Annotated in this window: 12 protein-coding genes; 6 read left to right on the top strand and 6 right to left on the bottom strand. The window is 74.2% G+C overall.

The features are described from left to right. Positions 1-3,648 carry a nitrate reductase subunit alpha gene (locus tag ACZ6AA_RS02285; protein WP_471456592.1) on the bottom strand — a complete coding sequence of 1,216 codons (3,648 nt, stop codon included), beginning with the start codon at positions 3,646-3,648 and terminating at the stop codon, positions 1-3. Between the two features lie 182 nt (positions 3,649-3,830). On the opposite strand from ACZ6AA_RS02285, the gene ACZ6AA_RS02280 reads away from it, so the two are divergent. Continuing rightward, the gene (locus tag ACZ6AA_RS02280; RefSeq protein ID WP_471455782.1) at positions 3,831-4,802 is read left to right on the top strand and encodes a tellurite resistance/C4-dicarboxylate transporter family protein; all 972 of its coding nucleotides are present in this window, start codon (positions 3,831-3,833) and stop codon (positions 4,800-4,802) included. 12 nt (positions 4,803-4,814) lie between these two features. Here ACZ6AA_RS02280 and ACZ6AA_RS02275 read toward each other — a convergent pair whose 3' ends face one another. Then, positions 4,815-5,195, bottom strand: coding sequence for a cupin domain-containing protein (locus tag ACZ6AA_RS02275; protein WP_468450992.1), 381 nt, complete (start codon positions 5,193-5,195; stop codon positions 4,815-4,817). 116 nt (positions 5,196-5,311) lie between these two features. Here ACZ6AA_RS02275 and ACZ6AA_RS02270 point away from each other — a divergent pair, with 116 nt between their 5' ends. Continuing rightward, positions 5,312-5,731, top strand: a complete 420-nt coding sequence (locus ACZ6AA_RS02270; protein WP_468450990.1) for a VOC family protein — start codon at positions 5,312-5,314, stop codon at positions 5,729-5,731. Between the two features lie 114 nt (positions 5,732-5,845). On the opposite strand, the gene ACZ6AA_RS02265 is transcribed toward ACZ6AA_RS02270, so the two are convergent. Further along, positions 5,846-6,004, bottom strand: coding sequence for a hypothetical protein (locus tag ACZ6AA_RS02265; protein WP_468450988.1), 159 nt, complete (start codon positions 6,002-6,004; stop codon positions 5,846-5,848). Positions 6,005-6,329: 325 nt separating this feature from the next. Between ACZ6AA_RS02265 and ACZ6AA_RS02260 the strand changes: the two genes are divergently transcribed. Both ACZ6AA_RS02260 and ACZ6AA_RS02255 read left to right on the top strand, forming a co-directional pair. Beyond that, the gene (locus ACZ6AA_RS02260) at positions 6,330-6,746 is read left to right on the top strand and encodes a hypothetical protein (protein ID WP_468450986.1); all 417 of its coding nucleotides are present in this window, start codon (positions 6,330-6,332) and stop codon (positions 6,744-6,746) included. A gap of 81 nt (positions 6,747-6,827) precedes the next feature. Next, complete coding sequence (locus tag ACZ6AA_RS02255) at positions 6,828-7,703, top strand: RNA polymerase sigma factor (RefSeq protein WP_468480430.1); 876 nt, start codon at positions 6,828-6,830, stop codon at positions 7,701-7,703. Positions 7,704-7,787: 84 nt separating this feature from the next. Here the strand turns inward: ACZ6AA_RS02255 and ACZ6AA_RS02250 are convergent, their stop codons facing one another. Beyond that, a complete protein-coding gene (locus ACZ6AA_RS02250; RefSeq protein ID WP_471455778.1) occupies positions 7,788-10,640 on the bottom strand; it encodes an MMPL family transporter in 2,853 nt (950 codons plus the stop codon). A 162-nt stretch (positions 10,641-10,802) separates the two neighbouring features. Between ACZ6AA_RS02250 and ACZ6AA_RS02245 the strand changes: the two genes are divergently transcribed. Together ACZ6AA_RS02245 and ACZ6AA_RS02240 are read left to right on the top strand one after the other, a co-directional pair. Continuing rightward, positions 10,803-11,552 carry a response regulator transcription factor gene (locus tag ACZ6AA_RS02245; protein ID WP_468480428.1) on the top strand — a complete coding sequence of 250 codons (750 nt, stop codon included), beginning with the start codon at positions 10,803-10,805 and terminating at the stop codon, positions 11,550-11,552. Between the two features lie 149 nt (positions 11,553-11,701). Further along, positions 11,702-13,279, top strand: a complete 1,578-nt coding sequence (locus tag ACZ6AA_RS02240; protein ID WP_468451706.1) for a sensor histidine kinase — start codon at positions 11,702-11,704, stop codon at positions 13,277-13,279. Here the strand turns inward: ACZ6AA_RS02240 and ACZ6AA_RS02235 are convergent. Together ACZ6AA_RS02235 and ACZ6AA_RS02230 are read right to left on the bottom strand one after the other, a co-directional pair. Next, positions 13,245-14,594: a metallophosphoesterase gene (locus tag ACZ6AA_RS02235; RefSeq protein WP_471455775.1), complete on the bottom strand. Its 1,350-nt coding sequence runs from the start codon at positions 14,592-14,594 to the stop codon at positions 13,245-13,247. The two genes, ACZ6AA_RS02240 and ACZ6AA_RS02235, sit on opposite strands and share 35 nt — an antisense overlap. Positions 14,595-14,596: 2 nt before the next feature. Continuing rightward, a complete protein-coding gene (locus ACZ6AA_RS02230) occupies positions 14,597-14,839 on the bottom strand; it encodes an SCO4848 family membrane protein (protein ID WP_380844518.1) in 243 nt (80 codons plus the stop codon). Between the last annotated feature and the right edge of the window lie 55 nt (positions 14,840-14,894).

Here is a 14,894-nt window from a genome sequence, read left to right as displayed (position 1 = left end):
CTAGTACGTCACCTCCTGCTCGGTCCTGCGGCGGATCACGGTGACCTCGTCGCGCTGGTTGCCCGTCGGGCCCAGGTAGTTGAAGGCCCAGGAGAGCTGGGCGTAGCCGCCGATGAGGTGGGAGGGCTTGAGGAGGAGGCGGGTCAGGGAGTTGTGGATGCCGCCGCGCTTTCCGGTCGTCTCCGTCCTGGGGACGTTGACGGTGCGTTCCTGCGCGTGGTGCATGTAGACCGTGCCGGCCGGCATGCGGTGCGAGACGACCGCGCGGGCGGCCACCACGCCGTTCCTGTTGACCGCCTCGATCCAGTCGTTGTCCTGGACGCCGATGGCCGCCGCGTCGTCCGGGGACATCCAGACGACCTGGCCGCCCCGGGACAGCGACAGCATGAACAGGTTGTCCTGGTACTCGGAGTGGATGGACCACTTGTTGTGCGGGGTGAGGTAGCGGACCGTCACCTCCCGCTCCCCGTCGGCCCCGAGGCGCGGTTCGCCGAACAGGCGGTGCATGTCGAGCGGCGGCCGGTACACGGGCAGGGCCTCGCCCAGCTCGTGGATCCAGTCGTGGTCGAGGAAGAAGTGCTGGCGGCCGGTGAGGGTGTGCCAGGGCTTGAGGTGCTCGGTGTTGAGGGTGAACGCGGTGTAGCGGCGGCCGCCGGACTCGCTGCCCGACCACTCCGGCGAGGTGATGACGGGGACGGGCGCGGCCTGGGTGTCGGCGTAGCTGACGCGCTTGCCCTCGTGCTCGGCGGCGAGGTGCGCCATCTCCTGGCCGGTGCGGGCCTCCAGAGTGCGGAAGCCCTGGGTGGCGAGGCGGCCGTTGGTGGTCCCGGACAGGGCGAGGATGGTGTTGGCGGCCTTCACGGCGGTGTCCAGGCGGGGGCGTCCGGCGGCGGGACCTTCGCGTACGACGCCGTTGAGCGCCCCGAGCGCCGCCACCTCCTCGTCGGGGCGCAGCGCGATGCCCTTGGCGGGCAGGCCGAGCTGCTCCACCAGCGGGCCGAGGGCGGCGAACTTGGCGCCGATCGCGGTGTAGTCGCGCTCGACGACGGTGAGCGCGGGCATGGTCTTCCCCGGCACGGGCTCGCACTCGCCGCGCCGCCAGTCCAGGGCGAGCCCGCCGGGCTGCGCGGTCTCGGCGGGGGTGTCGTGCTGGAGGGCGGTCGCGACCAGGTCGCGGCGGGTGCCGAGGTGGTCGGCGGCAAGCTCGCTGAGCCGGTCGGCGATGGCGCGGAACGCGTCGAAGTCGGTGCGGGCCTGCCAGGGCGGGTCGACGGCGGGGGTGAAGGCGTGCACGAAGGGGTGCATGTCGGTGGTCGAAAGGTCGTGCTTCTCGTACCAGGTGGCGGCCGGGAGCGTGATGTCGGACAGGAGCGTCGACGACGTCATGCGGAAGTCCAGGGACAGGAGCAGGTCGAGCTTCCCCTCCGGGGCCTGCTCGCGCCAGGTCACGTCGCGGGGGCGGGCCCCGGGCGGCGCCTCCTCGGCGCGCAGGGAGGAGTGGGTGCCGAGGAGGTGCTTGGTGAAGTACTCGGCGCCCTTGGCGGACGAGCCGAGGAGGTTGGCCCGCCACAGGGTGAGCACGCGCGGCCAGTTCTCCGGCGCGTCGGGGTCCTCGCAGGCGAACTTCAGCTCCCCGGAGCGGAGTTGGTTCACGGCCGCCGTCACCGGGTCGGCGCCCTCGCCCAGGTCGAGCGGGTTGCGGTCGAACGTCGGGTACGACGGCATCCAGCCCGACCGCGTCGACTGTGCCAGGCAGTCCGCCGCCGTCATCCCCGTGAACCGGCCCTCGCCGAGCGGGGAGGCGAGCACGTCGGCGGCGAACCGGTCGTAGCGCCACTGGTCGGTGTTGAGGAACCAGTACGCCGAGCCGATCATCTGCCGGGGCGGCCGCGACCAGTCGCCCGCGCCCGCGAGGGTGGCCCAGCCGGTCGCGGGGCGGCACTTCTCCTGGCCGACGTAGTGCGCCCAGCCGCCGCCGTTGCGGCCCTGGCAGCCGGTGAGCTGGAGGAGGGCGAGGAAGGACCGGTAGATGGTCTCGGAGTGGAACCAGTGGTTGGTGCCCGCGCCCATGAGGATCATGCAGCGGCCCCGGGACTTCTCGGCGGTCTCCGCGAACTCCCGGGCGATCCGCACGCACTTGGCGGCCGGGACGGAGGTGTGCGCCTCCTGCCAGCCGGGCGTGCCGGGCGCGGACGCGTCGTCGTACCCGGACGGCCACTGCCCCGCCAGGCCCTCGCGCCCCACGCCGTACTGCGCGAGCAGCAGGTCGAAGACGGTGGTGACCAGCGGGCTCCCCGGCCCGGCGAGCCGCACCGCGGGCACCCCGCGCCGCACCACCTCGCCCCGCCCCTGCCCGTGCGCGCCGCCCTCGGTGTCGAAGCGCGGCAGGAGCACCTCGACGCCGGGTGCGCCCTCCTCGTACAGCGAGAGCCTCGGCCGTACGTCCCCCAGGTCGAGGTTCCACCTGCCCTTGCCGGACTCCGTCCAGCGGAAGCCCAGGGAGCCGCCGGGGACGACCGGCCGCCCGGTGGCCTCGTCGCACACGACCGTCTTCCACTCGGCGCCCTCGCCGCCGTCGCCGAGGTCGGCGGCGCGCACGAACTTCCCCGGCACGTACGCCCCGTCGCGTTCGGTCAGGGTGACCAGGAAGGGCAGGTCGGTGAATTGGCGTACGTAGTCGTCGAAGAACGGCACGCGCCGCTCCACGAAGCACTCGCGCAGGATCACATGGCCCATGCCGAGGGCGAGCGCGCCGTCCGTGCCGGGGTGCGGGTGCAGCCACTCGTCGGCGAACTTGGCGTTGTCGGCGTAGTCCGGGGCGACGACCACGACCTTCTGGCCCCGGTAGCGCGCCTCCGCCATCCAGTGCGCGTCGGGCGTCCGCGTCACCGGGACGTTCGAACCCCACATGATCAGGTAGGCCGCGTCCCACCAGTCGCCGGACTCCGGCACGTCCGTCTGGTCGCCGAAGACCTGCGGCGAGGCGACCGGCAGGTCCGCGTACCAGTCGTAGAACGACAGCATGGGCGCGCCGATCAGCGACATGAAGCGGGCACCGGCCGCGTGGGACACCATTGACATGGCGGGGATGGGCGAGAAGCCCGCGACCCGGTCGGGGCCGTACGTCTTGATGGTGTGCACGTGCGCCGCCGCGATGATCTCGACGGCCTCGTCCCAACCGGCCCGCACCAGGCCGCCCTTGCCGCGCGCCCGCTGGTACGTCCGCCGCCGCTCGGGGTCGGCCTGGATGTCGGCCCAGGCGAGGACGGGGTCGCCGAGGCGCTGCCTGGCCTCGCGGTAGAGGTCGAGCAGCACGCCCCTGACATACGGGTAGCGCACCCTGGTCGGGGAGTACGTGTACCAGGAGAAGGCCGCGCCGCGCGGGCAGCCGCGGGGCTCGTACTCGGGGCGGTCGGGGCCCACCGTCGGGTAGTCGGTGGCCTGTGTCTCCCAGGTGATGATGCCGTCCTTGACGTACACCTTCCAGCGGCAGGAGCCGGTGCAGTTCACGCCGTGCGTCGAGTGCACGACCTTGTCGTGGCTCCACCGGTCCCGGTAGAAGACGTCGCCCTCGCGGCCGCCCTCGATCCGGACGCTGTGCAGGTCGGGCGCGGCCTCGCCCCGGCGCAGGAAGCGGCCGGTCCGCAGGAGGAGGGCGGCCGGCTCGGCGGGAGGGCCCGGCTCGGCGGTGGCGTCGGGGCCGCCCGGGGCGTCCGGGGCGTCCGGGGCGGTGGAGGCAGTCACACCGCCATCCCACGGCGTGCCGCGCGGGTCCGCAGCTCGGCCTAGGCTAAGTGGTGGCGGGCGCCGCTCCGGGTTGTCATGGCCGGGTGAGACACCAGTGGTGGAACGAGGTCACCCCGGCCGCCGGGGCCTGTGTGATGGCGACCGGCATCATCTCCGTCGGCCTGCACCTGACCGGCCACGAAGTGCTGTCCAAGGTCCTGCTGGCCGTCGCGGCCCTCGTGTGGCTGCTCCTCGCGGCGGACTTCGTGACGCTGCTCGCGCGCGACCGGGAGCGCTGGACGGCGGCGGCGGTGACCCCGCCCGCGCTCACGGCGGTCGCGGCGACGGCGGTGCTCGGCACCCGCTTCTCGCTCCTGGACCGGCAGGGCCTCGCCATCGCGCTGCTCGTGCTCGCGGCACTCGTATGGCCGGGCCTCCTCGTCGCCGTCGTGCGGCACTGGGGCCGGGACGTGCCCCGCCCGCACTGGGGCCGGGGCCTGCCCGGCGGCGTGTTCCTGGTGTGCGTGGCGACGCAGGGCCTCGCCGTCCTCGCAGCCACGCTGTGCCTCGCGGGCGAGGGCGACTGGCTGGGCGACGCGGCCCTCGCGTGCTTCGCCCTCGGCCTGCTCCTGTACGCCTGCGCGCTGCTGCGCTTCGACTTCCGGCAGACGGTGACGGGCGCCGGGGACCACTGGGTGGCGGGCGGCGCGCTCGCCATCTCCGCGCTCGCCGCCTCCAAGCTGACCGCCGTGCCGCTGTGGACGGGCACGGGCCACGACGTGCTGCGCACCCTCACCTTCGTCCTCCTCGGCCTCGCGCTCGCCTGGTACGCGGTGCTGCTCGCCGCGGAAGTGGCCCGGCCACGGTTCCACTACGACGTGCGGCGGTGGGCCACCGTGTTCCCGCTCGGCATGACGGCGGTGGCCGCGCTGTCCACCGGCGTGGTCACGGACGTGCCCTGGCTGCGGACGCTGGGGCGGGTGCTGCTGTGGGTGGCGGTGGCGGTGTGGGGTTTGGTGTGGGTGGGGTTGGTGTGGGCGCGGGCGGAGGGGTCGGAGAAGGCCGGGGCTCGCTGAGGCGGGCCCCGTTCAGGCCGTCTCCGTGACCGCCGTGAGCAGCACCACGGAGTCCTCCAGGCAGAGCAGGCCGTGCCGTTCCTTCGGGATCGCGCACAGCTGGCCCCCGGCGAGCACGCTGTCGGCGCCGGACTCGGTGGTGAGCCGCACCTTGCCGCGCAGGACCTGGAGGGTCGCGGCGGGCGGGGTCGCGTGTTCCTGCAGGGCGGACCCCGCGGACAGCGCGATGACGCTCTGGCGCAGCGGCCCGTCGTGGACGATCAGGTGCGCGCTGCGGCCGTGGGCGGCGGTGCGGGCCTGGTTGAGGTGGTCGTCGGCGAGGGCGGTGAGGTCCAGGACGGGGCGGGAGTCCTGGGGGTCGTGGGCGTCCTGGGGGTCGTGGGGTTCCGGCATGGGGTGCTCCGTATGTCGCGGCGGTGGTGGTGGTCGGGTACCAGGGTTCCCGGCGGGAAACGCGCCGCGCGGCATTGACGCGGCTCCTGGGCCGAACCGACCCGTATTCTGACGACATGTCAGACAATAGCCAGCCGTCGGCGGCCTCCGACCTGCTCGGATTCGACAACGCGCTGTTCCCCGTGGGCGACCTCGACGAGGCGGTCGGCTTCTACGAGCGGGCCGGGTTTCCGCTCACGTACCGCCTGGACGAGGCCGGTCTCGCCATCCTGAAGGTGGGCGCGGAGACGCCCGGGGTGCTGCTCCGGGTGGAGGACGGCGCCGACCGCCGCCCGCCGCCGTGGCCCGCGCCCCGCGTCTGGCTGGAGGTGCGGGACGCCCGCGCGAAGGCCCGCGAACTCGGCGAGGCCGGGGTCGCGGTGCTCGCCGAACCGGCCTCGGTGGCGACGGGCTGGACCGTGGAGATCGCCGACCCGTGGGGGAACGTGGTCGGCTTCACGGACTACTCGAAGCGGCCGGGGCTCGGCCGCGCATAGGCCCTGACCGGAGGCGACGCCCTGGTCCGGGGCCCGGTCGCGCCTGACGCGGCACCCCGGTCGCGCCTGGCGCACCACCCCGCAGCACCCCCATCCCGCCCGGCGCAGCCCCCCTCACGCCACCCACAGCGCCCTGAGGAAGAAGCCCGCACAGATCACCAACAGCACCACCCCCACCCACACCACCCGCCGGTCCGGCACTTCCCCCACGAGCCGCGCCTTCTCCTCCTCGCTCAGCTCCACCACGTCCTCCGAAAGCCCGGGAATCTCCACGCCCTTCGCCCCTCCCCACTCGCCCCGACGGGCCCTCACCCGATGGGCGCGGTGGTTGTACAACACGGTGCCGCCCCGTCACCACGCCGTGCCGAAATCGGGCATTCCGCAACGCCTCGCGGACGGCCGATCAACCGCAAAGGTTGTACGGGCAGGGCGAGTTGGGCGTGTGAGAAGGGACACCGGCGGCACCCGTGACGCCTGGGATCCTGGTTGCGCTTGTTAAGCGGAGAGTGCGTTCGGTGCTCCCGCACACACGGGGGCGAAGCCAAAGGGGTGGGGAAGAATGGCCGGTGAGGGGAAGAGACCGCCGAGAGCCGACGAGATGCGCGGGTACACGCGCAGGTTCGTCGCGCATGTGACGGAGCGCAATCGATTGCCCTTGGACTTCTCCGTACGGAGCCTGCGCGTCGTGGACTTCGTCCTGGACGGGCTGCGCAAGGACGGGCGCGAGCGGGCGGAGGTCGCGGGGGCGCTGTTCGGGTTCGGGGCGTACGTCGGTGAGGTCCTGGTGCGCAGGGCCGGGGCCGCGTGGATCGACTTCGACGACAGCCAGCGGGAGTTCTTCGGGCAGACCGTCGGCGTACGGATGCCGGACGGGCGGGTGTGGAGCCCGCTGGGGAAGGTCGTCAACCGCTACGAGGCGGGGGCGGCGGAGTCCCTCCAGACCTTCTATCTGACGCTGCCGGGCCGACGGACCGCCCCGGCGCCCGACGCGGAGCCGGAACCCGCGCGGCAGTAGCGGGACCGGGGACGTACGGGGCCGCGGGGCCATGGGGGCACGGGCACGGTGCGCAGTGTCAGCGGGGGTTAAGAGGAGCGCGTGGGCGCGGGTGGGGACCAACAGCGTGAGGACCGGGGATCCGAGGGCAGGGAGCCCGACGGCCGGAGCCCCGGGGGCGGTGGGCGCGCGGGCCGGGGGGACCGCGCGTCGGCGGGCCCCGGCGGGCGTACGAGGATCGGCGACGCGGAGCTGACGCGCGCCCTCGCCGCCGCCAAGGAGGGGGACGAGGCCGCGTTCGCGACGGTGTACCAGTGGGTGCACCCGGGCCTGCTCGGCTATGTGCGCGGCATCGTCGGGGACGAGTCGGAGGACGTGGCGTCGGAGGCGTGGCTGCAGATCGCCCGTGATCTGCGGCGCTTCACCGGCGACGGCGGCGACTTCCGCCGCTGGGCGGCCGTCATCGCCCGCAACCGCGCCCGCGACCACGTCCGCCGCCGCCTGAGCCGCCCCCGCCTGAGCCTCACCGACGGCGACGCGCTCGACGTACCGGCCGCCCGCGACACCGCGGACGAGGTCCTGGAGGCCCTGTCGACCGACGACACCCTCGACCTGGTAGCCGGGCTGCCGCCGGACCAGGGCCGGGCCGTCTACCTGGGCGTGGTGATGGGCATGGACGGGCCGAGCGCGGCCCGGGTCCTCGGCAAGCGGCCCGGCGCCGTCCGGATGGCGCTGCACCGCGGACTGCGGCGGCTGCGGGCGCAGTTGACGGGTGAGGTGCGGCGGGGGCGGCGCGACGGCTCGGGGCGGGGTTCGTCGGGCGGCGGGCCCGATCCCGGGCGGGAGCACTGTCAGCGCGGTCCGCAGGGCGTCAGCAGCGGTGGCCGCCCCCACGGGTGGGCGGCCACCGCTGTGCCGGTCCTCCCGCTCGCCGTCCCGTGGGCTCGGGTCGTCGGCGGGCGGGTGTCCCGGCGGTGAGGCCGGTGGGCGGGTGCAGCTCCGCCCACCGGCCGGGTCCAGGTCGGTCCGGTCGAATCCGGACCCGTACCGGCCGGTGCCGGGTCAGGTCACGGCGTTCACTCCGCCGCCCACCGCCTCCACCAGCTCCAGGTCGTACGTCAACGGCCCGTCGCCGAGCATGATGTGACGGGCCTTCGAGGCGTATCCGGGGGCCGTCGCCGCCAGCAGGTACACGCCCGGCGCGGGGGCGGCGAGGATGTAGGAGCCGTCGGCCAGGGACGACACCCGGTCCAGTTGGCTGCCGCCCTTGGACAGCAGCGTGAGCGTCACGCTGTGGATGGGGTCGCCGTCCGGCGTGATGATGAATCCGTGGACGACGGGGCCGTAGAGGCCGGGTGCGCCGCCTTCGCTGGGTGTCTCGCCTGCCATGGGCGCGTCGTCCTCCTTGGGTACGCCATGTCCTTTGGCCGCGCCGCGGGGCCCGGGGGCTCCGGGTGTGCGCGGGCCGGGGACGCCGGGTGTGCGGGCGCCGGGGGCAGTCCGGCGCCCGGGTCGGTAGGGGCCGTACGGGGTCGCGGACCCCTGGCCGTCGTACGGGGGCAGCGGCTTCGCCGCCTCCCCGGAGGTGTCGCGGGTGCCGTCCTTCGCCTCGTAGGCGTGCGCGGCCCCGTACGGGTTCACCCCGGTCGAACCACCCGCGCCCGCCGGGCCCCGCGGGCCGGGGGAGGCCGGGGAGACAGGCGGGCGCGGGGTGCCGAGGGCCGCCGCCACCAGGACCTCCAGGTCCTCCGGGGCGGGCGGCTCCGCCTCCTTCGGCTCGACGGCCAGGTGCGGCAGGCGGCGGTCGAGCCAGGCCGGGAGCCACCAGTTGGCGCGGCCGAGGAGGTGCATCGCGGCGGGCACGAGGGCCGTCCGCAGGATGAAGGCGTCGAGGGCGACGGCCGCGGCGAGGCCGATCCCGGCCATCGCGCCTTCCGTGTCGCCGCTGAGCACGAACGCGGGGACCGCAGAGAACACAGAGAACACGCAGATCACAATGAGCGCCGCGCAGTTGATGACGCGGCCGGTCTCGGCGAGGCCGACGCGGACCGCGCGGGCGTTGTCGTGGGTGTGCGCCCACTCCTCGTGCATGCGGCTCACCAGGAACACCTGGTAGTCCATGGACAGGCCGAAGAGCAGCGACAGCATGACGACGGGCAGGAAGGCCGTGACGGGGCCCTCCTTGCCGAGCCCGAGCAGCTCGCCGCCCCAGCCCCACTGGAACACCGCGACGAGCACCCCGAACGAGGCGGCCGCCGCGATCACGTTCATCAGGGCCGCCGTCAGGGGCACGACGAGGGAGCGGAAGGCGACCAGGAGCAGCAGGAAGCCCAGGACGACGACGGCGCCCACGAAGTACGGAAGCCGGTCGGCCGTCACCGCCGCGAAGTCCTTGAACACGGCGGTCACACCGCCCACATGGGCGTCCGCCCCGGCCTCGGGCAGGACGTCGCCGCGCAGCCTGTCGATGAGCCGGTCGGTCTCCTCGGACTGGGGCGAGCTGGTCGGCACGACCTCGATGACGGTGGTGTCGGCCGCGGTGGACGGCGGGGCCGGGTGCACCCGGGCGACGCCCTCGGTGTCGCGGATGCGCTCGACGAGCCCGGCGGCGGCTTCGGGGTCCGGCTTGTCCACGACGACCTGGAGGGGCCCGTTGAAGCCGGGGCCGAAGCCCTCCGCGAGCAGGTCGTACGCCTGCCGGGTCGTCGTCGACCCCTGGTGGTTGCCCTGGTCGGTGGCGCCGAGGCGCAGCGAGAGGAGCGGGATGGCGAGGGCCGCCATGACGGCGACGGCGAGGACGCCGACGGTGCGCGGGCGGCGCTGCACGAAGGCGGACCAGCGCGCGGTGAGGCCGCCGGGCTCCTCGGGCTCGGGCCCGGACGCGGCGAGGGCGCGGCGCTGGCGGCGGCTGAGCACCCGGACGCCGAGGACGCCGAGGAGGGCGGGGAGCAGCGTGATCGCGGCGAGGACGCCGAGGACCACCGTCAGGGACGCCGCGATCACCACGCCGTCCAGGAAGCGCAGGTTCATCACGAGCATCCCGGCGAGCGCGACGCACACCGTGCCGCCGGCGAAGAGCACCGCGCGGCCCGAGGTGTTGAGGGCCTGCACCGCCGACTCCTGCGGTTCCAGGCCGCGCAGGATGCCCCTGCGGTGCCGGGTGACGATGAACAGCGCGTAGTCGATGCCGACGCCGAGGCCGACCAACGAGCCGATCAGCGGCGCCACTTCGGGCACGTCCGTGACATGGCTGAGCAGCATCGTGGCGAGCACGCCGGTGCCGACGGCGAACACCGCGGTGACGATCGGCAGGAGCATCGCGAAGAGCGAGCCGAAGGCGAGGAAGAGCACGACGGCGGCGGCCGCGACGCCGACGGCCTCGGAGGTGCCCGCGGGCGGCTCCAGGGTGCGGGCGACGGCCTGGCCGCCCAGCTCGACCTGGAGGCCGTCGCGGGCGGCAGCGTGGGCGGTGTCGACGACCCGCTCGATCTGCTCCTTCGGGATCTCGCCGGCCTGCCGGACGAACGTGACCTGCGCGTAGGCGATCCGCCCGTCCTCGCTGACCTGCGCGGCGGCGCGCGGCCCGGCGGCGTAGGGCCCCGCGACCTCGCCGACGCCGTCGAGGGCGGCGATCCGCCGGAGCGCGGGCTCGATCCGGTCGCGTACGGCGGGGTCGCGGACCGAGGAGCCCGCCTCGGTCCGCCACACCACCGTGTCGGTGTCGCCGCTGCGCTCCGGGAACGCCTTCGTCATCAGGTCGTGGGCGCGCTGGGAGTCCGTGCCGGGCAGGGAGAAGACGTTGGTGTAGTCGGTGCCCGCGGAGCCGCCGACGGCCCCGAGGCCGAGCAGCGCGCCCAGCCACAGCACGACGACCACAAGGCGGTGCCGGTAGCACCACCGCGCCCATGCCGTCACGACTCGCCCTCCCTCGCTCCGTGTGGATCGCGCCGCTGTCCCGGGCTCCGCGCCCAGCATCAGGGGTCCGCCCGGCCAACGGCGCGTTACGGCCGTGATTCTCAAGGAACTCCAAAGCGCGGACCCCGCCCTTCGTACAACGACCGTGCGGATACTGGGGACATGAGCCACGCCGAAGGTCACCGGGGAACAGATGTCGCAGCCGCTTCGGCCGCCGGGGGCGCCGACGCGCGGGGCCACGCCACGGTCCTCGTCGTCGAGGACGAGCCGTCCATCGCCGACGTCCTCGCCATCGCCCTGCGCTACCACCGCTTCGACGTGATGACCGCGGGCACGGTCCGCGAGGCCCTGGCCGCCGCCGACCGCACCCGCCCCGACTGCGCGCTGCTCGACGTGATGCTGCCCGACGGCGACGGACGCGCCCTCGGCCGGGAACTGCGGGCGCGGCGGCCCGAGTTGGCGCTGGTGTTCCTCACCGCGCGGGACGCGCCCGCGGAGGTCGTGGGCGCGCTCGGCTTCGGCGACGACTACATCACCAAGCCGTTCAACATCGACGAGGTCGTGGCCCGCATCGGCGCGGTCCTTCGCCGGGTGCGCCCCCACGACGTACTGCCGCAGCGGCCGCCGCTGCGCTACGGCGACCTGGAGCTGGACGAGACGACGTATGTGGTGCGGCGCGAGGGCGGCTCGGTGCAGCTGACCCCGACGGAGTACGCGCTGCTGCGCTTCCTGGTCCGCAACGGCGGCCGGGTCGTGCCCAAGGAGCAGTTGCTGCGCCATGTGTGGAACATCGAGCACGCGGCGGAGTCGACCGTCGTCGAGACCTACGTCAGCTATCTGCGGCGCAAGCTCGACCAGGTGGGGCCGCCCCTCATCACGACGCGGCGCGGCGTCGGGTACGGACTGGCATGAGGCTCCGCGCCCCCGGCCCGCGCCCCGCCCCGCGTGCGCGCCCCGCCTTCCGCCCGCGCGCCCTGCTGCGCCCACGCGCCGCCGTGCCCGCCCGCACCACCCCGGGCCGCGCCCCGCGCTCCGGCCGTGGCCCCAACCGGCGGTTCGGCATGAGCTCGCTGCGCGCCAAGCTCACGCTCGTGAACGTGGCGCTGCTCGCCCTCGGCATCGTGGCGGCGACCGCCGTGAGCCTGATGGGCATGCGGCACTACCTGCTCGACAACGTCGACACCGAACTGTCCGCGTCCCGCTCGGCGTTGCGCAACAGCGGTCTCACCCTCAAGGACATCCAGGACCTCACCGGGCTCGGCGCCCTTGAGCATCTGTCGGAGGGCCCCAGCAAGGCCAACGGCCTCCCGCTCGCGGAGTCGGCGTTCCTCGCGGTGGACGCGGCGGGCGAGCCGGTCGACATCGGCCCGCTGCCGCCGACCGCCCGCCAGTACGAGCTGGCGCGTGCCGTCGGCGACCCGCACGAGTTCGCGCGGCACACCTCGCCGCAGAACCTGACGCTCGGAGGCGACTCCTACCGTGCGATCGGCGTGCGCCTGAAGGACCACTCGGTGCTGCTCATGGCGTCGTCGACGGAGAACGTGCAGTCCGGCGTCGGCAAGGCGCTCAAGCTCGACCTCGCCTTCGGGGCCGTCCTGCTCGGGCTGCTCGCCGTCCTCACGATGGTCTCCGCGCACCAGCGGCTGCGCCCGCTGGAGGACATGGTGGAGACGGCGTCCGCGATCGCCGACGGCGACCTGAAACGCCGGGTGCCCTCCAGCCGGGCCGCGGTGATGGAGACCGAGCAGCTGCGGCTCGCGCTCAACTCCATGCTCCAGCAGGTCGAGACGGCGTTCGCGACCCGTGAGCGCAGCGAGGCCCAGCTGCGCCAGTTCGTCGCGGACGCCTCGCACGAGCTGCGCACCCCGCTGTCCGCGATCCGCGGCTACCTCCAGCTGTACGACAGGGGGATGCTGAGCACCCCCGAGGACCGCGCCCGCGCCTGGGACCGCGTCAACGCCGAGACCGACCGCATGAACCACCTCGTGGAGGAGCTGCTCACCCTGGCCCGCCTGGACCAGCAGCCCGAGCTCCGCTTCCGCTCGGTCGACCTGAGCCGTCTGGTCCGGGACGCGGCCGACGACCTGCGCGCGCAGGAGCCGGACCGGCCGCTCGCGGTGTCCGCCGACGGCGCGATCCTCGTCCAGGCCGACGAGCAGGGCCTGCGGAAGGTCCTCGCGAACCTGCTGGCCAACGTCCGTACGCACACGCCCCCCGACGCCCCCGTGCGGCTCGCCCTCGACCGGTGCGAGGGCGTGGTCCGGCTGACGGTGGCCGACCAGGGGCCCGGGCTTCCGGCGGCGGACGCGGCCCGGGTCTTCGACCGGTTCTTCCGTGCGGGCCGGGGCGCGGGCAGCGGGCTCGGCATGGCGATCGTGCAGGGCGTGGTGGGCGCCCACGGCGGTGAGGTGTCGGTCGGCACGGCGCCCGGCGAGGGCCTGACCGTCCTGGTCACGCTCCCCCGCACGCCCGCCCCGCCCCGCCCGGCGGCGCCGCCACGGCCCACGGAGCCCCCGCACCGGACGCCGCCGCTGCCGGAGCCGGAGCCGACGTCGGTCACGGGGGCCGCGTCGCCCGCCGCCGAGACCTTCGGCCCGGGCCCGTTCACGCCCTCGGGGACGCCAGCTCCACGACGGTGATGTCGGACGGGGCGCCCACGCGCACGGGCGGGCCCCACGCTCCGGCGCCGCGCGTCACGTACAGCTGGGTGTCGCCGTAGCGCTCCAGGCCCGCGAGGGTCGGGTTGGCGAGGTCGGCGATGAAGTTGTTGGGCCACAGCTGGCCGCCGTGGGTGTGGCCGGACAGCTGGAGGTCCACGCCGTGCTTGACGGCGTCGTGGATGACGACGGGCTGGTGGGCCATGAGGACCGAGGTGCGGGTGCGGTCGCGGTCGCCGAGCGCCTTGCCGAAGTCGGGTCCTTCGCCCTCGCCCTCGCCCTGGACGTCGTTGACCCCGGCGAGGTCGAAGTACGGCAGTTCGGTGCGGGCGTTCTCCAGGGGGCGCAGGCCGAGCTCGCGGACGTGCTCGACCCACTGCTCGGCGCCCGAGAAGTACTCGTGGTTGCCGGTGACGAAGAACGCCCCGTGGCGCGCCCGCAGGTCCGCGAGGGGGCGGGCCGCGCCCGCCAGGTCCGCCACGTCGCCGTCCACCAGGTCGCCGACCACGGCGATCAGGTCCGGCTGCGTGGAGTTGACCGTGTCGACCACGCGGCGCGCGAAGCCCTCGCCGAGGACGGGGCCCAGGTGGATGTCGCTCACCACCGCGATGCGGTAGCCGTGCGCGGCGCGCGGGAGTTTGGCCAGCGGGACCGTCACGCGCTTGATCCGCGGGCCTCGGAGGACGTTGTACGTGCCGTACCCGACCGTTGCCGTCGCGATGGCCGCGGCGCTGCCCGCCACCGTGCGGGACACGAACAGGCGCCGGGTCAGGTGGGGCCCGGGTGGCTCGGTCCCTCGGGGCTTCGCCCCTTCGGGCTGCCTTTCGGGCTGATGGGGCTGCGTCCCTGTCCCCGCTTCATCGGCCCTTCGGGCCTCGTCCTCGAACGCCGGACGGGCTGGATCGGCCTCGGCCGTCGGCGTCGGGCGGGGTGAATCGGCCTCGGCCTCCGGTGTCGGGCGGGGTGGATCCGCCCGTCTCTCCAGCCACCGGCGCAGCAGCGGACGTACCGCCTCCCCCGCCACCAGCGCCAGCAGCAGGTACAGCGCGAACGCCATCCACAGGAAGCCCGGCCAGGCCAGGAGCTGCTGGAGGAGGAAGGGGGCGCCGCCGCGCTCGGCCGCGAGGGCCGCGAACATCAGGGCCGGGCCGGTGAGGAAGAGAGCCGTGCCCGCCCGGCGCCAGGCCGTGCGGGGGCGCGTCGTGTCGCGGACGACGCGGCGCCACACGTACCAGAGCAGCCCGCCGAAAACGGCGATCACTCCTGCCCCGATGAGCACCCCCAGGAGGACACCCATCGCTATGACGTTCGGCGCAGTGCGCGCACGCCACGGAACCCGATGGTCCCTACCACCGTCCCCAAGGCAAAGGAGACAACGGCGAGCGTCAGGTGCACCCAGAAGTACCCCGTCGGCTTGTCCGCGTCGTCGAAGGCGAGCCCGCTGCCGTCCTTCCACAGGTTCTTGACGAAAGTGATCCAGATGAACCAGCTCCACACGCCGAAGGCGAGCAGGAACCAGGAGACGGGGCGGCTGAGCTTCATACGCTCAGTATCACGATCCGGCCTGACGCGTGGCCTTCGGGGTGGGGCGTCCGGA

It is taken from the genome of Streptomyces sp. NPDC040610, assembly GCF_055594065.1.
This window is presented reverse-complemented; position numbering and strand designations above follow the sequence as displayed.